This window comes from Sphaerisporangium sp. TRM90804 (assembly GCF_029846175.1).
GTDB lineage: Bacteria > Actinomycetota > Actinomycetes > Streptosporangiales > Streptosporangiaceae > Sphaerisporangium.
The window spans coordinates 42,492-62,204 of the sequence record NZ_JARWAC010000028.1 but is presented as its reverse complement, the minus strand read 5'-3'; the positions used below and the strand labels follow the sequence as shown (position 1 = coordinate 62,204).

The 19,713-nt window shown below is 73.1% G+C and carries 20 protein-coding genes; 13 read left to right on the top strand and 7 right to left on the bottom strand.

The window, feature by feature from the left end; translation table 11 throughout:
- Positions 1-406 precede the first annotated feature (406 nt).
- Positions 407-1,144 (top strand): ferritin-like fold-containing protein, encoded by a 738-nt coding sequence (locus tag PYR91_RS30830; protein WP_279785535.1) that lies wholly within the window; start codon positions 407-409, stop codon positions 1,142-1,144.
- A gap of 329 nt (positions 1,145-1,473) precedes the next feature.
- Here PYR91_RS30830 and PYR91_RS30825 read toward each other — a convergent pair whose 3' ends face one another.
- The 4 genes from PYR91_RS30825 to ligD all read right to left on the bottom strand — a co-directional run bounded on the left by PYR91_RS30825 (position 1,474) and on the right by ligD (position 3,817).
- Positions 1,474-1,704 (bottom strand): DUF3107 domain-containing protein, encoded by a 231-nt coding sequence (locus tag PYR91_RS30825; RefSeq protein WP_279785533.1) that lies wholly within the window; start codon positions 1,702-1,704, stop codon positions 1,474-1,476.
- Between the two features lie 115 nt (positions 1,705-1,819).
- On the bottom strand, positions 1,820-2,440 hold the full coding sequence (locus tag PYR91_RS30820) for a TetR/AcrR family transcriptional regulator (protein WP_279785532.1): 621 nt from the start codon (positions 2,438-2,440) through the stop codon (positions 1,820-1,822).
- A 165-nt stretch (positions 2,441-2,605) separates the two neighbouring features.
- The gene (locus PYR91_RS30815) at positions 2,606-2,836 is read right to left on the bottom strand and encodes a hypothetical protein (RefSeq protein WP_279785531.1); all 231 of its coding nucleotides are present in this window, start codon (positions 2,834-2,836) and stop codon (positions 2,606-2,608) included.
- A gap of 63 nt (positions 2,837-2,899) precedes the next feature.
- On the bottom strand, positions 2,900-3,817 hold the full coding sequence (gene ligD, locus PYR91_RS30810) for a non-homologous end-joining DNA ligase (protein ID WP_279785529.1): 918 nt from the start codon (positions 3,815-3,817) through the stop codon (positions 2,900-2,902).
- A gap of 192 nt (positions 3,818-4,009) precedes the next feature.
- Here ligD and PYR91_RS30805 point away from each other — a divergent pair, with 192 nt between their 5' ends.
- The 3 genes from PYR91_RS30805 to PYR91_RS30795 all read left to right on the top strand — a co-directional run bounded on the left by PYR91_RS30805 (position 4,010) and on the right by PYR91_RS30795 (position 6,849).
- Complete coding sequence (locus tag PYR91_RS30805) at positions 4,010-4,906, top strand: Ku protein (RefSeq protein ID WP_279785527.1); 897 nt, start codon at positions 4,010-4,012, stop codon at positions 4,904-4,906.
- Positions 4,907-5,052: 146 nt separating this feature from the next.
- Complete coding sequence (locus tag PYR91_RS30800; protein ID WP_279785525.1) at positions 5,053-5,880, top strand: helix-turn-helix transcriptional regulator; 828 nt, start codon at positions 5,053-5,055, stop codon at positions 5,878-5,880.
- A 219-nt stretch (positions 5,881-6,099) separates the two neighbouring features.
- On the top strand, positions 6,100-6,849 hold the full coding sequence (locus PYR91_RS30795; protein WP_279785523.1) for an SDR family oxidoreductase: 750 nt from the start codon (positions 6,100-6,102) through the stop codon (positions 6,847-6,849).
- A 353-nt stretch (positions 6,850-7,202) separates the two neighbouring features.
- On the opposite strand, the gene PYR91_RS30790 is transcribed toward PYR91_RS30795, so the two are convergent.
- Entirely contained in the window at positions 7,203-7,688 is a 486-nt protein-coding gene (locus PYR91_RS30790) for a hypothetical protein (RefSeq protein ID WP_279785521.1), read from the bottom strand.
- A 315-nt stretch (positions 7,689-8,003) separates the two neighbouring features.
- Here PYR91_RS30790 and PYR91_RS30785 point away from each other — a divergent pair, with 315 nt between their 5' ends.
- Both PYR91_RS30785 and moeZ read left to right on the top strand, forming a co-directional pair.
- Positions 8,004-8,996, top strand: coding sequence for an alpha/beta fold hydrolase (locus tag PYR91_RS30785; protein ID WP_279785520.1), 993 nt, complete (start codon positions 8,004-8,006; stop codon positions 8,994-8,996).
- 128 nt (positions 8,997-9,124) lie between these two features.
- Positions 9,125-10,303 (top strand): adenylyltransferase/sulfurtransferase MoeZ, encoded by a 1,179-nt coding sequence (gene moeZ / locus PYR91_RS30780; protein WP_279785518.1) that lies wholly within the window; start codon positions 9,125-9,127, stop codon positions 10,301-10,303.
- 84 nt (positions 10,304-10,387) lie between these two features.
- Here the strand turns inward: moeZ and PYR91_RS30775 are convergent, their stop codons facing one another.
- Both PYR91_RS30775 and PYR91_RS30770 read right to left on the bottom strand, forming a co-directional pair.
- Positions 10,388-10,648, bottom strand: a complete 261-nt coding sequence (locus tag PYR91_RS30775; RefSeq protein ID WP_279785630.1) for a transcriptional regulator — start codon at positions 10,646-10,648, stop codon at positions 10,388-10,390.
- 41 nt (positions 10,649-10,689) lie between these two features.
- Positions 10,690-11,187 (bottom strand): hypothetical protein, encoded by a 498-nt coding sequence (locus tag PYR91_RS30770; RefSeq protein WP_279785516.1) that lies wholly within the window; start codon positions 11,185-11,187, stop codon positions 10,690-10,692.
- A gap of 126 nt (positions 11,188-11,313) precedes the next feature.
- Between PYR91_RS30770 and PYR91_RS30765 the strand changes: the two genes are divergently transcribed.
- The 7 genes from PYR91_RS30765 (at position 11,314) to PYR91_RS30735 (ending at position 19,579) form a co-directional block, all read left to right on the top strand.
- Positions 11,314-12,033: a hypothetical protein gene (locus PYR91_RS30765; RefSeq protein ID WP_279785514.1), complete on the top strand. Its 720-nt coding sequence runs from the start codon at positions 11,314-11,316 to the stop codon at positions 12,031-12,033.
- Entirely contained in the window at positions 12,027-13,316 is a 1,290-nt protein-coding gene (locus tag PYR91_RS30760) for a S8 family serine peptidase (RefSeq protein WP_279785513.1), read from the top strand. The genes PYR91_RS30765 and PYR91_RS30760 overlap by 7 nt, the downstream gene beginning before the upstream one ends.
- A gap of 90 nt (positions 13,317-13,406) precedes the next feature.
- Positions 13,407-14,282 (top strand): hypothetical protein, encoded by an 876-nt coding sequence (locus tag PYR91_RS30755; RefSeq protein WP_279785511.1) that lies wholly within the window; start codon positions 13,407-13,409, stop codon positions 14,280-14,282.
- On the top strand, positions 14,276-15,469 hold the full coding sequence (locus PYR91_RS30750) for a S8 family serine peptidase (RefSeq protein ID WP_279785509.1): 1,194 nt from the start codon (positions 14,276-14,278) through the stop codon (positions 15,467-15,469). Before PYR91_RS30755 ends, PYR91_RS30750 begins: the two co-directional genes overlap by 7 nt.
- 374 nt (positions 15,470-15,843) lie before the next feature.
- Positions 15,844-16,206, top strand: a complete 363-nt coding sequence (locus PYR91_RS30745; protein WP_279785507.1) for a hypothetical protein — start codon at positions 15,844-15,846, stop codon at positions 16,204-16,206.
- The gene (locus tag PYR91_RS30740; RefSeq protein WP_279785628.1) at positions 16,203-16,541 is read left to right on the top strand and encodes an MGMT family protein; all 339 of its coding nucleotides are present in this window, start codon (positions 16,203-16,205) and stop codon (positions 16,539-16,541) included. The genes PYR91_RS30745 and PYR91_RS30740 overlap by 4 nt, the downstream gene beginning before the upstream one ends.
- Before the next feature lie 71 nt (positions 16,542-16,612).
- A complete protein-coding gene (locus tag PYR91_RS30735; RefSeq protein WP_279785505.1) occupies positions 16,613-19,579 on the top strand; it encodes a CDP-glycerol glycerophosphotransferase family protein in 2,967 nt (988 codons plus the stop codon).
- Positions 19,580-19,713: the final 134 nt, after the last annotated feature.

The window sequence follows — 19,713 nt, the reverse complement described above, 5'->3', positions numbered from 1 at the left end:
CTCCTGAATGGGGAACGGAGAGACGATGCCTTCGGTCTCGAGGGCATCGGCGATCTCGGGTATGACTCCAAGGTCTCGGAACGTGGTCAGCTCGGCCTGCCTAGGTCTCCTGCGAAGGCGGGCCTCCGGGACTCCTGGCACCGATGTTCTCGTGCCGGATCCGCGCGGAAAGGCCAACCCTCATCTCGTCTCGGCGACCGCCGCGGGAAATAGCTCGCGAGGGGGCTGTCAGGCGGTGATCGCCCTGATTGACGTACAGCGGTCGCACTCTTACACGGCAGTGTACTCGATACCACAAGTGCGAACCGATTTCTTCATGTTCAAGGAGGTGGGCCGCCCCGCGGCGCGGGGGGCGGGAGGGGTCGACGGGGTCGGCCGCGGGGGGCGGAACTCGTACGCTGCATCCATGAGCGATTCCCCTCCCGGTGTGGTCGACCTGCTCGGCGTGCTCGCCTACGCCGAGCTGACCGCGTTCCTCAGGATGGCCGAGGACGCGGCCACACTGTCCCCCACCTTGAACGACCGCGCCGCCCTCAGCGAGCTGGCGGCGTCGGAGTACGCGCACTTCCGGCTGCTGCGCGACCGGCTCTCGTGGCTCGGCGTCGACCCCGAGGAGGCCATGGCGCCGTTCGTGGCCGCGATCGACGACTGGCACGCGCAGACCCGCCCGGGCGACTGGCTCGAGACACTGGTCAAAGCCTACGTCGGCACGGGCATCGCGGGGGACTTCTACCGCGAGGCCGCCCGCCACGTGGAGCCCGAGACGCGCAAGCTGGTGAACGAGGTGCTGGCCGAGGAGCCCCGGTCGGAGTTCGCCGTCGAGCGGGTGCGCGCCGCGCTCGCCGAGAACCCGGCGAACGCCGGCCGTCTGGCGCTGTGGGCGCGGCGCATGGTGGGCGAGGCGCTCAGCCAGGCCCACCGGCTCGCGGCCGCCCGCCCGGAGCTCGCCGTCCTGCTGGTCTCCGGCGCCCTGCCCGGCGACGCGGCCCAGGGGCGGGAGGCGGCGGTGCGGGAGCAGGCCGTGGCCAGGGGGAGGGGCGGCACGGCGGACGCCGACCTCGTGGAGATCGGCAGGATGTTCGCGCGGCTCACCGAGCAGCACGGCAGGCGCATGGCGGCGCTCGGTCTGGTGCCCGGCCCCTGACCACACCCCGGATGCCGGACATCCGGGTGAATCCATGCGCGGTTCGGGCGGCGCGAACGGCCCCGGCGGTTGTAGCGTTCGAAGAATGAGGGCCTTGCGCCGCTACGGCAGCTCCCTGATGAGATGTGGACCCGATCGCTGGGCCTCGCGCCCGGTGTTACGGAGGGAAAGCGCGCACTGCCCGGCCATCGGGCACGGGCGCGACGACGTCCAGCGGCTCCGCCGCCCGTGCGGGTGCTCCCTCGGCTCCCGCGGCACGTGCGCGGGGCCGTGAACGCTCGGACGGCGTGAGCCCGAGGGGGCGGGTGAGCCCCCCCCGAGACGCCGGTCTAGAGGGTGCCGCCGAAGCCCACCGGACGCGTCTCGTCCTCGCCGATCTCGACGAAGCCGAGCGACTTGACGGGGATGATCACGCGGCGTCCCTTGACGTCGGTGATCGAGAAGACGCCGCGGTCGGACGCCAGCGACTTGCGCAGCTCCTCCTCCACCTGGTCGGCGCTGAGGTCGGTCTCGACGATGATCTCCCGGTGTACGGAGCGCACGGCGATCTTGAGTTCCATATTGCTGCCTTTCGACGGGAGTCTGTGGTCCCATCGTGACGCCCTCCGCCCGGGGTGACCCCATCTGATCGCGTCAAGCGAACACGGGATCTCCCGGCGGCGAGATCGCGCGGGGTCAGGCGGTGCGGGGGAACCCGCCGATGCCGCGCCATGCCAGGCGCGCCATGAGCTGGGTCGCGACGTCCTTGGGGATGGATCCGTGTGAGGCCAGCCAGTAGCGGGCGCTGACCTCGGCCATGCCCACCAGGCCGACGCCGAGCAGGTGCGCCTCGTCGCTCGAACAGCCGGTGTCCTCCTGGATCACCTGGCTGATCATCTCGGAGCAGTCGCGCAGCGAGCGCTCCATGCGCTGGCGCACCGGCGCCACGTTGCGGAGGTCGGACTCGAAGACCAGGCGGAACGCCTCGCCCTGGGTGGAGACGAAGTCGAAGAAGGCCCCGATGGCCGCCTGCACCCGTTGCTTGTTGTCGGTCGTCGACGCCAGGGCCTCGCGGCACCGGTTGGTCATGTCCTCGACGTGCAGGTCGAGCAGGGCGAGGTAGAGCTCCAGCTTGCCGGGGAAGTGCTGGTAGAGCACCGGCTTGCTGACCCCGGCCCGTTCCGCGATCTCGTCCATGGCCGCCGCGTGGTACCCGTTCTCCACGAAGACCTCCTGCGCCGCGCTGAGAAGCTGGCGTCGGCGGGCCATGCGGGGCAGCCGGGTGCCCCGGGGCTTGGCGTCCGGGGTAGCGGTCACGGGACACTCCTTGGGGACGGTTCACGCGTCACGCGCTCGGTGATCAGATCCGGTTTCGTGTTGTCGAGGCTCGGAACCCCCGCCGGTCAGGCGCTCGCCTGTGCCTCACGCCCGTTGATCGGGTTCGGGCTTCACATCCTACGCGCGGGTGCGGATCCGGTGTCGTCAGCGGTAGTCCTCGTCGAGGTCGACCACACGCTCCTGGTCGGCGGCGTCGGCCGGGTCGACGTCGTAGGGAATCTCCAGAGGCCATTCCCGCTGTTCGGTGCGGAGGGTCAGGCGCTGCTCGATGGCGTCGGCCTCCGGGACCTCGGTGTCAAGCTCGTCGGCCACGTCGTCGAGGGGGTCGAGCGCGTCCAGCGCCGACTCGTCGCCGCCCTGATCCATCTCGGACATCATCGGTCCCTCCATCGCGGGCCGGTGTGGCTCGCCGCCGTGTCCGTGCCCGATGGGTCCAGCCTAAGGCCCGCCCCGAGCCCGTCCGGGCTCCGGCGTCACCAGCGGCGCCATGAGGTCGCCGTGCTCCTCCACCCTGGCCAGGACGTCGCCCGCGGTGAAGACCAGCTCCTCGGCCGAGGAGCAGCCCTCGACCTCCTCCCAGGTGAGCGGGGTGGAGGCGGTCGGCCGCGGGTTGGCGCGCAGCGAGTACGGCGTGACGGTGGTCTTGGCCGGGTTGTTCTGGCTCCAGTCGATGAACACCTTCCCCGGACGCAGTTTCCTCGCCATCTTGCTCACGACCTCGCCGGGGCTCTCCCCCTCCAGGCGCTGGGCGACGGCCTTGGCGTACTCGGAGGCGTCGTCCGAGCGGCCGGCCCACGGGACGTAGACCTGCATGCCCTTGTTGCCGCTCGTCTTGGGGCACGCCGGCAGGTCGTCCTCGCGCAGCACGTCGCGCAGCCGGGAGGCCACCCGGCAGCACTCGACGATGCTCGCGGGCGCGCCGGGGTCGAGGTCGAAGACCATGACGTCGGGCGGCAGGGCCTCGCCGTCGTCGTCCACCCGCCACATGGGCGTGTGGAACTCCAGCGCGGCGAGCGCGGCGAAGTACACCAGGGTCGGCAGGTCGTCGACGACGGCGAAGTCGATGGTGTCGCGGTCCTTGGTGCTGCCCGGGACGGGCAGGCGCGCCGTGCGCACCCAGTCGGGGGTGTGGGCCGGGCGGTTCTTCTCGAAGAAGAACGTGCCGCCCACACCGTTGGGGTAGCGCTTGACGGTGAGCGGCCGGCCCCGCAGGTGCGGCAGCATCACGGGGGCGACCCGGCTGTAGTAGTCGATCACCTCGGCCTTGGTGAACCCCGCCTCCGGGTACAGCACCTTCTGCAGGTTGCCGATCGTCAGCTCGCGATCGCCCACCTTGACCCGGACCTTGTCGGCCACGCCGGCCCCTTCCTGTCGCGTCCCATGGTCGGGGACGTCCGATGCGACGGCCGACCCCTATTCCGCCCCCGGCGGGCAGTGACTTCGCCGGATACGGCCATCCACAGTGGGTACTGCCCATTTGGATACTGCTTTGCGCCCTTGCCACTACCGAACGCCTGTTCGACAGTGGGTCCGAGGTGAGGAGAAGTCATGCGTAGCATCTGGAAGGGTGCCGTCTCGTTCGGGCTCGTCACGATCCCGGTGAAACTCTATTCGGCGACCGAACAGAAGGACGTCACCTTCCACCAGGTGCACCGCGAGGACGCCGGTCGCATCAAGTACAAGCGCGTGTGCAGCGTCGACGGCGAGGAGATCCCGTACGCCGACATCGCCAAGGGGTACGAGCTGCCCGGCGGCGAGATGGTGGTGCTCACCGACGAGGACTTCGCCGAGCTGCCCCTGACGACGTCGCGCCGCATCGACGTGCTGCAGTTCACGCCGGCCGAGCAGCTGGATCCCATCCTGTTCAACAAGTCGTACTACGTGGAGCCCGAGCCCGCGGGCGTGAAGCCGTACGTGCTGCTGCGCGACGCGCTGGAGCGCACCGGGCAGGTGGCGATCGTGAAGATCGCGCTGCGTCAGCGCGAGTCGCTCGCGGCCCTGCGCATCCGCGAGGGCGTGTTCGTGCTGGAGACCATGCTGTGGCCCGACGAGGTCCGCGAGGCGGGGTTCGCCTTCCAGGACGAGGACGTCGAGGTCCGCCCGCAGGAACTGCAGATGGCGGAGTCCCTCATCCAGACCATGGCCGGGGAGTTCGACCCCGCCGACTACCACGACGCCTACCGGGAGGCGCTCCAGACGATGATCGAGGCCAAGGTGGAGGGCAAGGAGATCGTCCGGCCCGAGGCGGCGGAGGAGGCCGGTCCCGCCGTCGACCTGATGGCGGCGCTGCGGGCCAGCGTCGACGCGGCCAAGAAGGAGCGCGAGGGCGCCGGTGAGAAGGCCCCCGCCAAGAAGAGGCCCGCGGCGAAGGCCGCGAAGGCGGCCGATGAGGAGAAGGACGCCAAGAAGCAGGCGCCGAAGCGCCGCGCCCGCAAGACCGCCTGAGCGCGTCCCCGATCAGGTCGCCGCGTTCGCCTTCCGGTGAGGCACCCGGCGGCCGGCCGGGGCGCTCCCGGGACGCCCGCCACGTGGAGCCGTGGGTGGAGATCGCCGGGGAGAGGGCATCCGGCCGGGCGCGTAGGCTGACGGCCGTGCCCGACAGACCCGGTACTCCGCTCGGTGAGTTCCTGCGCGCCCAGCGCGCCCGTGTCGACCCCGCCGACGTGGGGCTGCGCGGCGGCGGCGGCCGCCGGGTGCACGGGCTGCGCCGTGAGGAGGTCGCGGTGCTGGCGGGGGTGAGCGCCGACTACTACGCCCGGTTGGAGCAGGGCCGGGAACGCAACCCGTCGCCGCAGGTCGTGGACGCGATCGGGCGGGCGCTCCGGCTCGACGCGGACGCGCGCGGCCACGTCTTCCGGCTCGCCGGGCTGAACCCGAGGCCGTCGCCGGACGGTACGCCCGACCTGGTCCACCCCGATCTGCGGCGCCTGCTCGACTCCTTTCCCGCGGCGGCGGCGTACGTGGTGGGCCCGTCCTTCGACGTCCTCGCCGCCAACGCCGTCGCGGACGCGCTGCTCTCGCCGTTCGACGGCATGAGGAACATGGTGCGCGTGCTGTTCCTGCATCCGGAGGCCGAGGCCGTCTTCGCCGACTGGCCCGTCGTGGCGGAGGCCGTCGTGTACGCCCTGCGCCTCAACGCGACCGCCTTCCCGCACGAGCCGGAGATCCGGGCTCTCGCGGACGAGCTGGTGGAGACCACTCCCGCGTTCCGCGGGCTGTGGGAGCGGCAGAACGTGAGCGGGCTGAAGCGGATGGTCAAGACCTTCGTCCACCCGCGGGCCGGCCGCGTCGAGCTGAACTACCAGATCTTCGACGTCCATGACACGCCCGGCCAGCAGTTGCTCGTCGGCACGCCGGAGCCGGACAGCCGCAGCGCCGACGCCGTCGCGTACCTGGGATCGGCCCACGCCGCGTCGTAGCCGTCCCCCGGCCACCGTCCCCCTTCCGGCTTTCCCGGCATTCCCGGCTTTCACCATGTTCCTGATGCATTGCTCCACGCGGGCGCGGGCGCACGGAAGGGCGGGTCTTCCTGGGTGTGGCGCCCCCAGGAAGACACGTCCTTCTCCATCCCGGGCTCCGGGCCCAGGCTTGGTGGCACGGGGCTCCGCACCCCGTGACCGACCCTCCCTGGAGTCCACATGAGCAGCACGACCACGCCCGCTTCCGACAGCAAGATCGTTCTCATCACCGGCGCCAGCAGCGGCATCGGCGAGGCCACCGCCCGCCGGCTGGCCGCCGACGGCCACCACGTGGTGCTCGGCGCCCGGCGCGCCGACCGCCTCAAGGCCGTCTCCGACGAGATCCACGCGGCAGGCGGCCGGGCCGATCACCAGGAGCTCGACGTGACGAGCCTGGACAGCGTGCGCGCCTTCGCCGACGCCGCCCACGAACGGCACGGCCGCGTCGACGTGATGGTCAACAACGCGGGCGTGATGGCCCTGTCGCGGCTGGACAAGGGGCTCGTCGACGAGTGGGACCAGATGATCGACGTGAACCTGCGTGGCACCCTGTACGGCATCGCGGCCGTTCTGCCGCTGATGCGGGCCCGGGGCGCCGGCCACATCGTCAACATCGGCTCGACGACGGCGTACGAGGTCGACGCGACGAGCGCCGTCTACTGCGCCACCAAGTTCGCCGTGCGGGCGCTCTCGGAGGGGCTGCGTCAGGAGAGCACCGACATCCGCGTGACCTTGGTCAGCCCCGGCTTCACCGAGTCGGAGCTCACCCGCCACGGCGCTGACGAGGAGGTGCGGGCGGTCGTGGCCGGGGCCGCCCGGCGGTTCAACATCCCGGCGTCGTCCGTCGCCTCCGCCATCGCGTACGCCATCGCCCAGCCCGCCGAGGTCGACGTCAACGAACTGCTCGTCCGGCCCACCGCCCTCACCTGAACCGGCCCGCGCCTTCCGGAATCGGACGCGCCGCGTGCCACGGGAGGTCCGGGACGGCGGCGCGGCGCGCCCGCCTCGGAAAGCCGCGTTCCGGCGTCGAATGGGGCGGCGAAATCGGTACTCCTTCGCCGCCTCGCGAAACGGAGAACACGGGAACCACCGCCGCGTGACGGAGAACCCGAAATCGCGGCGGGGGCGTTTATGGATACGCGGGAGGAATGGCGGAAGGGCCCCGGAGCCAGAAAGGCTCCGGGGCCCGTCTTCGTGCTGTACCGCCATCTACTCCTACGCGGCCGGTGCTTCCGCCGGGTTCGCTACCGTCCCTCGGCGAGGCCGCTCAGGCCGGGCGTCGATCAACGGTCGTGCTTGCCGTGCTTCCACTTCTTGTGGTGGTGGTGCGGCGGGGCCCAGCGCTTGTCGTCGCGCCAGTAGTCGTGGCCGCCGCCGTGGTGGTTGTTGTGGCCGATGATCGCACGGAAGAAGCGCGCCTCGACGATCTTGAAGTAGCAGTTGCGGTGGTGTCCGCCGTGCTTGCGGTGGTGACGGTGGTGCTTCTTGTAGCCCTTGCCGCCCCAGTCGCCGTCGTCGTCACCGTAGTAGCCGCCGTGGTCGCCGTGGTGGCCGTGGTGGCCATGGTGGCCGTGGTGGCAGTGGTGGCCGCCGCCGTAACCGCCGCCGCCGCCGTCGAAGCCGCCGCCGTAGCCGCCGAAGTCATCGCCCCAGCCGACGTTGGTGCCGATCGCGGTGGACGCGTTGGCACTGGTCGCTCCCAGGCCGGCGAGACCACCGGTGAGTGCCGCGGTGACGGTGAGAATTGCGGCATATTTCTTCACGGGCATTGCGTTTTCCCCCTTGACGCATCGGGTTGCCCAGCAGACGCATTTACGCGTTTCTCGGTAAATGCTGGGTGCTCGTTAAGAGCGTTCCCACTTGTGTTGTTATCCGGGGGACCCATACGACAAACGAGGATCACTGCGTCTTGGCAGCTCCTTAACCTGCCCTTATGTCTTTCAGTTCGATATTTCCCGATTTGCCCGATTTTTCAAATGATCTTCGGTCCTGTCCGGACGCTTCCTCAGCCCGGTGTGGTGGTGAACGGGCGGTGGCGGCGCCGGGTTATCGTCGAAACCGGAGGTTGGACCGAAGGGGGAGCGATGCCGCAGGAGCCGATTCCACACTGGCCGGGGGAGCTGGTCGCGCTCGGCGAGACGACGCTGCACGTCCGCTCGACGCCCGCCGGGCCCGAGGAGCGGGCCGTGTTCGTGCACGGGCTGGCCGGGTCGGCCACCAACTGGACCGACGTCATGGGCGAGCTGAGCGGCGAGGTGCGCGGGTACGCCCTCGACCTTCCCGGGGCCGGCTTCTCCCCGGCCCCGCCCGGCGCCGACTACTCCGTCGACGCCTACGCCTCGGCCGTCACCGCGCTGGTCGAGCACGTCGGTGGCCCGGTGCACCTGGTCGGCAACTCGCTGGGCGGCGCGGTCGCCGTCCGGGTGGCGGCCACGCACCCCCAGCTCGTCCGCACGCTCACGCTCATCTCCCCGGCGCTGCCCGACCTGCTCCCGCGCTACGGCCCCGCGCGGGTCGCGGTGTCGGCCACCCCGCGCATCGGCGAGTGGGCCGCCTCCCGCATGCGGTGGATGCCGCCCGAGCGGCGCATCCAGGCCACGATGGCCATGTGCTACGCCGACGCCGGGCGGGTGCACCCCACCCGCGTCGAGGACGCCATCACCGAGCTGCGCCGCCGCGACGATCTGCCCTACGCCGGACTGGCGCTCGTGGCGTCGGCCCGCGCGCTGGTCAACGAGTACTTCCGCAGGGGCGAGGACAACCTCTGGCGGCAGGCCGCCCGGGTGACGGCGCCCACGATGGTGATCCACGGGCGGCGCGACCGCCTGGTCGACCCGCGCATGGCGGCGCGCGCCGGGCGCACCTTCCCCGACGTGCGGCTGGTGCTGCTGCCGCACGCGGGCCACGTCGCGCAGATGGAGTACCCGCTGCTGGTCGCCCGCCACATACGCGCGCTGATGCGCGAGGGCGCCCGGCTCACGGAGCTGAGCCCCGGCGCCGGAGTCTCCCCGCGCGGCGGTGAAACCGAAGACGCGCCCGGCACGAAGAACGCGGAGAACGCGGCCTCTGTCCGGTAAGATCGTTGATTCGGGAATGCGGGGGAGACCGGGTTAGGTTGAGGAAGACGGCGGGGCACGTAGCCTGACGGGCGAGCCGCCGATTGGTGAATCCCTGGGAAGATCCCCCGAAACGGGAGCGTAGAACTGTGTCGTTGCCACCGCTGGTCGAGCCGGCCGACGAGCTGACCGTTGACGAGGTGCGCCGCTACTCTCGCCACCTGATCATCCCCGATGTGGGCATGGCAGGGCAGAAGCGGCTGAAGAACGCCAAGGTGCTCTGTGTGGGCGCGGGCGGCCTCGGTTCCCCCGCCCTCATGTACCTCGCCGCGGCCGGAGTCGGCACCCTCGGCGTCGTCGACTTCGACGTCGTCGACGAGTCCAACCTCCAGCGCCAGATCATCCACGGGCAGTCGGACGTCGGCCGCCTGAAGGCCGAGAGCGCCGCCGCGAGCGTCCGCGAGATCAACCCGTACGTGAACGTGATCATCCACAACGTCGCGCTGACGACCGACAACGTGATGGACATCTTCGCGGCGTACGACCTGATCGTCGACGGCACCGACAACTTCGCGACCCGCTACATGGTCAACGACGCGGCCGTCCTGCTCGGCAAGCCCTACATCTGGGGCTCGATCTACCGCTTCGACGGCCAGGCGAGCGTGTTCTGGGCCGAGCACGGCCCCTGCTACCGCTGCCTGTACCCCGAGCCCCCGCCCCCCGGCATGGTGCCCTCCTGCGCCGAGGGCGGCGTCCTCGGCGTGCTGTGCGCCTCCATCGGCTCGGTTCAGGTCAACGAGGCGATCAAGGTGCTCACCGGCATCGGCGAGCCGCTGGTCGGCCGCTTGATGATCTACGACGCCCTGGAGATGAAGTACCGGGACGTCAAGGTCCGCAAGGACCCCGAGTGCCCGCTGTGCGGCAAGAACCCCACGATCACCGAGCTGATCGACTACGAGGCGTTCTGCGGCTCGATCTCCGACGAGGCCCAGCAGGCCGCGACCGGCTCCACGATCACCGCCCAGGAGCTCAAGGACATGCAGGACCGCGGGGAGGACATCTTCCTGGTGGACGTCCGCGAGCAGAACGAGTGGGAGATCGTCAACATCCCCGGCGCCGTCCTGATCCCCAAGGGCGAGTTCCTGCGGGGCACCGCCCTTGAGCTGCTCCCGCACGACAAGAAGATCGTCCTGCACTGCAAGTCGGGCGCCCGCTCCGCCGAGGCCCTGGCCGTGGTGAAGAACGCCGGCTTCGCCGACGCCGTCCACGTGGGCGGCGGGGTGCTGAGCTGGGTCAAGACCGTCGACCCCTCCCAGCCCACGTACTGATCCGACGCACGCGACGCCGCGGCCCGCCCTCTCCCGCGAGGGGGCGGGCCGCGGCGTCTCGCGCGGGCCGGCACGGCGGTAGGGCTAGTCGCGGGTGAGCGACAGGCCCGATCCCGCGACGATCTCCTGCAGGGCGGCGACGTGCGCCTTGTAGGCGCTGCGGCCCCGGGGGGTGAGCCTGAGCCAGGTCCTCGGGCGCTTGCCCACGTGGCCCTTGCGGATCTCCACGTAGCCGGTGGCCTCCAGGGCGCCGGCGTGTTTGGACAGCACGGAGTCGCTCACCTCGATCTCGTCGCGGACGTGGGCGAACTCCGCCTCCTCCACGGCGGCCAGCAGGGCCACCATGCGCAGCCTGACCGGGGCGTGGATGGCCGGGTCGAGCCCCGTCACCGGCCCGCCTCGATGCGGGCGGCCATGTGCCCGGTGATCCGGCGGGCCACGATCGGGCCGGTCGCGGCCATGAACGCCGTCATGGCCAGGGCCGCGTAGGTGCGGGCGTAGGGCACCTCGGCGAAGGTGAGGCCGAGGGCGAGCACCCAGCAGACGGCCATGGACAGCAGGACCCACGCCGTGAAGACCGCGAGGATCCCGGGGGTCACCAGGCTGCGGTGCGGACGCTGCCGGCGCGACACCGCCAGGGCGACCACCAACCCGCCCAGGGCCGCCGTCAGCGCGATCACGCCCGTCACCGTGACGGCTCGGGAGGTGCCCGGCTCGGTGAGGAACTGGATGCCCGTGACGTGGAGCGCGACACCGGTGGTGTACCAGCCGGGGAACCAGGGCCGGCCCCGGATGATCCGTGCCTGCGAGGCCCGCATGACGGCCAGGCTGCGCGCGGCCTCCTCGGGGGTGATGGACGGGGCGTCTCCGGGGGAGGTGTTCACTGGCGCTCCTTCACTTTCCTATTTGGAAAGTACTTTCCACTTTCCAATGCGTCAAGTACTTTCCGAAGGGATCTATGCGGATGGAACGGCAGATGCCCATCCGTCCTGGGCGTTAAGGTCAGGCTCGTGAGTGAGTCGCGTCCCTGGCCGTCCCTGGTGGTGGCGGCAGCGCTCACCCTGGCCTGCGCGGTGGCGGCGGGCCTGGCGGGGGGCGCCGCGGGCGCCGAGCTCACCCGCGGCCCGAGCCGCGAGGAGCTGCGCAAGGCCTCCGCCGACGAGGTGGCCCGTCGCTGGCGGGCCTGGCCGGCCGGCGAGATCTTCCCCGCCACGCTGCCGTACTCCGCCGAGCAGGGCGGCCAGGAGGGCGCGCGCCGGGTCGGCATCTCCTCCCGCACCGACTGCCCCTCCGCCGTGGACGCCGCGCTGCGCACGGCGCTGAAGGCCGCCGGCTGCCGGGCCGTGCTGCGCGCGACCTACCTGGACGCGCTCCAGGGGGTGGTGGTGACCATGGGCGTCGCCGCCTTTCCCGACCAGGCGTCCGCGCTGGCCGCGAGGGAGGCGTTCCCGTCCGGGGGCTCGCCGTCGCCGGGCCTGCGCGCGCTCGCCTTCCCGCGCACCGTCGCCGACCGGTTCACCGCCGCCGCCCGTCAGTCGTCCTCCCTCGCCCAGGCCGGGCCCTACCTGGTGCTCACGACGGCGGGCCAGGTCGACGGGCGCCCGGCGCGCTCGGTGGGCCGCCAGCGCGCCACGATCTTCGCCTTCGTCTCCGACCTGGAGGAGCGCGTCCTCGCCCGGCTGGTCAAGCCCGCCCGCCCCGACTGCGCGGGCAAGGACTGGCAGTGCTGATCCGGCCACCGGCACGCCTGACGCGGGCACGTGCCGCGACGGGCCTGGTGGCGGCGCTGACGGCGCTCACGGCCGTCGCCGGGCCGGTGGCGGCCCCCGCGCTCGCCGACCAGGTTCGCGGCAGCCAGAGCCGCGTGCTGCGCACCCTGGGCGTGGACGCCGCGTGGCGGGTCACCCGGGGCGCCGGGGCCACGGTCGCGGTGCTCGACTCCGGGGTCGACCCCCGCCACCACGACCTGGCCGGGTCGGTGGTCACCGGGCCCGACTACACCGCCGGCGCCAACCCGCGCGGCGTCGCGCCGCGACGGCTGCACGGCACGTACATGGCCTCGCTGATCGCCGGGCACGGGCACGGGCCCGGCCGCTCCGAAGGCGTGATCGGCGTGGCGCCCGCCGCCAGGATCCTCTCGGTGCGCGTCATCCTGGAGGACGACGAGCCCGGGTTCCGCGCCTTCAACTCCGAGGCCCGGTACGAGGACGTCCTGGCCCGCGGCATCCGGCACGCCGTCGACCGGGGGGCCGACGTCGTCAACATGTCGATCTCCAAGGACCGCCCGACGCGGCGCGAGCGCGCGGCCATCCGCTACGCCATCTCCAAGGGCGTCGTCCTGGTGGCGGCGGCCGGCAACGACGGGGCGGGCCGCAGGGACGGCCCGTACTCCTACCCCGCCTCGCTGCCCGGGGTGATCTCCGTGGCGGCGGCCGACCGTGGCCTGCGCAAGGCGTCCTTCTCCAACCGCAACTCGCTGGTGCTGGTCGCGGCCCCCGGCGTGGACATCCTCGGCGCGGGCCCCGGCGACCAGTACTGGCTGGGCAGGGGCACCTCCCAGGCGGCGGCGCTGGTCTCCGGCGTGGCCGCGCTCATCAAGTCCCGCCACCCGCGCATGTCGCCCGCGATGGTCGCACAGGCGCTCGCCGCCGGGGCCACGCGCCGCGCCTCCGGCGCCTACGACCCCGGCACCGGCTTCGGGGTCGTCAACGCGGGAAGGGCCCTCGCCGAGGCGGGCCGGCTGGCCTCCCACCGGCACACCGCCACCGGCGCCGGCGTCCAGGATCCCGACCTCCCCGTGGCGGCCGAGGCCGGGCCGCCGCCGCCGGTGCGGGTGGTTCACCGCGACACCGGCGCGATCAGCCTCTACGGCGGCGTCGCGCTGGCGGCGTCCGGCTGCGCGGCGGCGGCCCTGACCGCGCTGGTGGTGCTGCTGAGGCGGGCGAGGCGCCGGAGGGAACACGTGGAGATCCACGAGCCACTGGCGGACCGGCGCCAGCGGGCGCCGACGTAGCATCGTTGTATGTCGCCTGAGGAGCCACGGGCGCGGCCGGGGACACCCTGGCCAGCGCGTGCGAGAGGTGAGAAGGGCTCTGGCACGCCCTTGTCCGGCGGCGGCTCCTCCGGCCCGCCCCGCCTCTCCGGCCCGGGGGCTCCGGGCCGCGGCACAGGGCTGCGGGGCGCGCGGTCCTGGAGCGGCGCCAAGGCGCGCGCCGCGGGCGCCAGGGCGGCGCTGGAGCGGGCCGAGCTCGAGCGCGGCATCCGCTACCGCACCCTGTTCCTGCTGATCATGGGGACGATCCTGGCGGTCGCGGCGACCGACGTGCTGCTCGGCGTGGTCGGTGTCGTGCAGGAGACCCGTTCCCGGCCCCTCACGGTCGCCGAGCGCGCCCGTTACGCCGAGCAGGACATCGCCCGCCGCTGGCACACCTGGCGGGCCGACACCGTCTTCCCGTCCGAGATCGAGTACGTCGGCCTCGCCCGCGCCGAGCAGTACGCCCGCCGGGTGGGCATCGCCGCCGAGGCGCCGTGCGCGTCGGTCGTGGACGCCCCCGTCGGCGGCGTGCTGCGGCAGCACGGCTGCCGCACGCTGCTGCGCGCCACCTACGTCGACCAGACGTCCACCTTCGTGATCACCGTGGGCGTCGCGGTGCTGGCCGACGAGGAGAGCCGCGTGGCCACCGCCGCCGATCTCCCCGTGGACGACCGCGTGGGCGTGCGGCCGGTGTCCTTCCCCGGCACGGTGACCGAGTCGTTCGGCGCCGCACAGCGCCAGCGCACCGGCTGGGTGGGCGCGGGCCCGTACATCGTCTTCTCCACCGCCGGCTACGCCGACGGCCGCACGCGCGACGCCGTCCCGCTGGAGGAGATCACCCACAGCGAGCTGTGGCCCGTGGCGCAGTCCGTCGCGGGCCGGGTCGCCCGCATCCTGGCCGAACCCCCCGCCATCCCCCGCTGCACCCAGGGAAACGTGTGCTGACCACCAGAACCATGCGCAGGCTCGGCGCGCTCGCGGCGGCGCTCGCGGTCGCGGGCGTCGCGGCGGGCCCCGTGGCCGCCGAGGACGTCCGCGACCGGCAGCAGTGGGTGCTCGACGCCGTCAACGCCGAGGAGGCCTGGAAGGTCACCCGGGGCGCGGGCGTGACCGTCGCCGTGATCGACAGCGCCGTGGACGCCGGCGTGCCCGTGCTCAAGGACAGGGTGACCATCGGCCCCGACATGCGGGCCGGCGCCATCGAGGGCGTCGCGGCGCCCACCGGGGCGCACGGCACGGCGATGGCGTCGCTGATCGCCGGCTCGGGGCGCGACGGCGGGCTGATCGGCATCGCCCCGGAGGCGCGCGTCCTGTCGGTGCCGGTGCTCTCCGAGGACGACGAGGAGGGGGAGAACCTCGTCCCGCCCGACGACGGCATGGGCATGCCCGGCGACAGCCCGCTGGCCAAGGCCCTGCGGTACGCGACCGACAACGGCGCCAAGGTCATCAGCATGTCGCTCGGGGAGTACGCCGCCGAGCGCGCCGACCGGCAGGCCGTCACGTACGCGCTGTCGCGCGGCGTGGTCCTGGTGGCGGCCGTGGGCAACGACGGCGACAGCAGGGCGGCCCAGCGGCTGGGCACCTCCTTCTGGAGCTTCCCCGCCGGCTACTCAGGCGTCATCGGCGTCGGCGCCGTCGACAGGGCCGGCAAGATCGCCCCCTTCAGCAGCGACAACCTGTCGGTGCTGGTGGCGGCGCCGGGCGTCGGCGTGCCCGCCGCGACCCCAGAGGGCTACGGCCTGCTGGAGGGCAGCAGCGCGTCCACCGCCCTGGTCGCCGGGGCGGCGGCGCTCATCAAGGCGAAGTACCCCGAGCTGCGGCCCGAGCTCGTGGCCCGCGCCCTGGCGTCCACGACCCGCGGCAAGCCCGTCGCCCGCTACGACGACAAGGTGGGGTTCGGCGTGGTGGACGCCGCCGCCGCGCTCGCCGGCGCCGGGCGGCTCACCGCCTACCGCAGCGCGGTACCGGTCAAGGACGGCCTGCGCTTCGGCAAGGGCGCCACGGCGCCACCGGCCGCGCCTCCGGGCCCCGACCCCGTGAAGCTGTGGATCTACGGGGCCGGGCTGGTCCTCGGCCTGGCCGGGTTCGGCACGGGGGTGGTCGTGCTGACGCGGCGGTCCGAGCGCCGATGACCGCCCGGCCGGCGGGCGCACGGCACAGCCCCCGGCCACGATGAACGCGCGGCCCGCGGGCGAGCGTGACGCCGGAACGAAGTGATCACGGGGCAGCCCCCCGTTCGGCCCGCGCAGGCACCCGCCGGGCCCGCCGGGGACGAGGACGCCCTGCTCTGGGGCAGCCCCCGCGCGGCCCGCGCCGGCCCGGGCGAGGCCGGCCGGAGGCGCCGTCCGGGGAAGAGGGCGGCCCGCGAGCCGGGTTCCGGGCGGCGCGAAAGGCGCTTCCCGGCGGCCGAGGGGTGCTGTTCCGGACATGACGTGCCAGAAGTCGGTCTTTTCCGTACCTGAGGGCGGTAAAGGTTCGCTATGGTTCCGATCTCGTGGGATACGAGTTGCGTGTACAGCGCGAATCGCCGCTCGCCTATGCCGAGCTGGCACGGGTGACGTCCGCGGCGGGCACGGGCCTTTCGCTGCGCGGGACGCCGGAGTCCGGCGAGGTGGTCGCGCGGCACGGTGACGCCGAATACGCCGTCGCCGTCTGGCAGGGCCGTCTCTACGGTAAGCCGGCCTCCGACTGGGAGGTCGCGCACCTGGCCCGCCTCGCCGGGGCGCTGGGAGCCGGCCTGGTCGGCGAGGACGGCGAGACCTACGGCGTCCGCGACGGCGTCCTGGAGCAGGCCGGCGGCGCCTCGCCGTACGAGTTCGGCAAGGTCGACGACATCATCGCCACCGGGCCGGCCCGGTGGGACACCTGAGGTCGGGCCGGGAGGGCCGCCCCGCCGAGCGCGCGGGAGACCCGACCCCCTTCGCCGAGCGGGTGCTCGACCTGGTCGAGCGCATCCCGCCCGGCCGGGTGATGTCCTACGGCGACGTCTCCGAGTACCTCGCCGAGGCGGGCCCCCGGCAGGTCGGCCGGGTGATGTCCACCTGGGGCGGCGGTGTGCCGTGGTGGCGGGTGGTGCACGCCGACGGGACGCCGCCGCCTGGCCACGAGAGCCGGTGCGCGGCCCGCTGGCGCGAGGAGGGAACGCCCATGCGCGGCGACCGCGCCGACATGCGCCACGCGCGCTGGCACGGTGATCATCAGTGATTTCCCAGTAACTCGCATTACCATTCCAGCAGACGCCCCTTGCGGTCGACTGGAAAGGCGGTGCCTCCCCGATGGCCACCGGTGCCACGCCCGCGCCCGCCGGCGACGCCGTCGCCGAACGCCTGCGAGCCGCCCAGGACCTCTATGACCGGGGAGAGCCGCTCGACGCGCTGATCGCGGCCGTCCACTCCAGAGGCCTCACCCGCGCCGAGCGCCGCCGGCTGCACGCCGCGGCGCTCGACGGCCCGCTGGCCCTGCGCCTGGAGGCCGTCGCGCGCAGGGACGCCACCCGGCTGCGCCAGGCCGTCGACCTCCTGCGCGACTACCTCTCGGGGGTCGACTCCTCGGTCAAGCGTCGCCTCCCGGTCGCCCGGCGGCTGGCGTTCCACCTCGTCGAGCACCGCGACCCCGCCGAGCTGGCGGTGGGCGACGAGCTGGCCAACCTCGTCGCCGCCGCGGCGGAGCCGTCCAAGCGGGTGCGCAAGGGCCTGGCCTGGTACGCCCGGCTCCCCGTCCAGGCGCCCGCCCCGCTGTTCCGGCTGCGCAGGTCCGACCTCGTGCCGGTCACCGAGGTCGACGACGTCTCCTGGCGCGACGGCCGGCTGCGTGTCACCGGCCACGCCTACCTCGCCGGGCTGTCGGTCCGCAGCCGCCGCCTCAACCGCGCCACCCTGGTGCTGCGCGGCCCCCGGTGGGTGCCGCCGATCTCGGCCCGCACCCGCCGGGTCCACAAGCCCGAGGCCACCCACCAGGCGGCCGAGCCGGGCTGCAACTACGACTGGGCCGGCTTCGAGGCCGAGATCCGGCCGTGGTCGCTGCGCTGGCGCGCGGCGATCCGCGCGGCCGTGCACCGCGCCGAGCGCATGGCGCGCGGGCGCACCGCCGTGCCCGACACCACCACCTGGCGCGCCGACATCGTCATCTGGAGCCGGGGCGCGCGCGCCATCGGGGCCGTGCGCAATCCCGCCCTCGGGCGCACCGAGCGCCCGGCCGGGCTGCGCGTCCGTCCCGGCTGGTGGGTGCGCCCGGCCTGGACGTCCGACCGCGCCCTGCAGGTGGTGCTCCAGCCCACCAGGGCGGTGCTCACCGGCACCGCCCACCACGGCGACCAGATCGAGCTGACGGGCTTCCTGCCGGGCGCGACCGTCACCAAGGGCAGGGCGCGCCTCGGCGGCCACCGCATGGCGGCCGACTTCACCCCCGGCGAGGGCGGCACCACGTTCACCGTGGCGCTGGCCGTCCCGGCGCTGATGAAGGAGCGTGACGCCCGGCGGCTGTGGATCGAGCCCAAGGGCGACCCCGCGGCGCCGGTCATGATGGAGGCCGACGGCGAGGCCCGTGTCGGCCTCGACCGCAGCGAGGTCACGGTGCTGCGCGACCGGCGCGACCGCGTGGTGGTCTCCGCGCACCGGGTGTGGCCGGTGATCACCTCGGCCACCTGGGAGGACGACGGCTCGCTGACCCTGGGCGGCACCTACCCCGACCCCGACCCCGGCCCGCGCGAGCTGGTGCTGCGCCAGCGCGCGGGCGTGACTCACCGCGTGCCCGTCACGCGCGCCGGGGCCGGCTTCTCCGTGCGGCTGGCGCCGGGCGCCATGCCGAGGTTCGGCGACACCGCGCCGCTCTCGTCGGGCGTCTGGAGCCTGGCGGTGGCCGGCGGCAAGGGCACCACCGCCCCGCTGCGCGTCGGCCACGAGCTGCTGGAGACCCTCGACGAAGGCGTCCACGTCACCGGGGGCCGCACCTACCGCCTGGTGGCCACGCGGTTCGACGTGCCCGTCCTGGTCGCCGCCGAGCACCAGCCGGAGGACGAGAGGGGCGCGCGGGGCCTGTGGGCGCTGCGCAGGGTGCACTACCCCGACGAGCGGCGTCGCGAGCTGCGCGACGCGACGGTGTACGCCTCCTCCGACGGCAGGTCCTACTCCGACAACGCCCGCGCGGTGTACGAGGAGCGGCTGCGCCGTGGCGACGACCGCGAGCACATCTGGGTGGTGCGCGACGGCGGCTTCGTGCCGCCCGGCTCGGCCGAGCTGGGGCTCGGGCCGGGCATCGTGCCCACGGTGGTGCGCGAGGGGAGCCGCGAGCACTACACCGCGATGGCCCGCTCGCGCCACATCGTCACCAACACGCTGCTGCCGCAGTGGTTCCGCGCCCGTGAGGACCAGATCTGCGTCCAGACCTGGCACGGCTCGCCGCTCAAGCGCGTCGGCGGCGACCAGCGCCACATGGCGCGCGACCCCAGGCCGGCCGCGTGGTACCGCCAGGCCGTCGAGGTCGCCAACTGGGACCTGCTGGTGACGCAGAGCCCGTGGGCGTCGGAGGTGCTGCGGCGCGCGTTCGGGTACGGCGGGGAGATCCTGGAGTCGGGCTACCCGCGCAACGACGTTCTGGCCTATCCCGACCGCGCCGACCTCGCGGCGGCCATCCGGCGCAACCTGGGCGTGCCCGCGGGCAAGCGGGTGGTGCTGTACGCGCCGACCTGGCGCGACTACGACCGCAAGAACAGCACCGTCAAGCTCGACCTCGCCGAGGCCAGGCGGGTGCTCGGCCGCGACCACGTGATGCTGGTCCGCGGCCACGCGATGCAGGCGACTCCGGTGGTGCCCGGCCTGGCGGTGCCCAGCCCGGTCTCGCTGGTGCGGCCGGGGCCGATGAGCCGCGAGCACCCGTTCGCCATCGACGTCACCACCTACCCCGACATGGCCGACCTTCTGCTGGTCGCCGACGTGCTGATCACCGACTACTCGTCGGTGATGTACGACTTCGCGGTGACGCGCCGCCCGATGGTCTTCTTCGGCCATGACTTGGAGCGTTACCGCAACACCCGCGGCCTGTACCTCGACATGCGCACCCAGGCGCCCGGCCCCCTGCTGGCGGAGGGTCCCGACGTCATCGAGGCGGTGCGGCTCATCGACGCGCTCTCGGGCGACTACACCGACCGCTACGACGCCTTCGTGAACACCTACGTCTCCCGCGACGACGGCAAGGCCACCGCCCGCCTGGTCGACCACGTCTTCGCCGATCCCGCCCGGTCGTAGCCCGTCCGGTAGTAGCGCGCCCGCGTCTCCGTACCGGCGGCGGCCGTCCCCGGCGGCAGGCGTTCCGTTCCGTCTGTCCGGAAATGATTGGATATGTCGCCAGAACGTGCGTGATGATGCCGGTGAGACGGCAT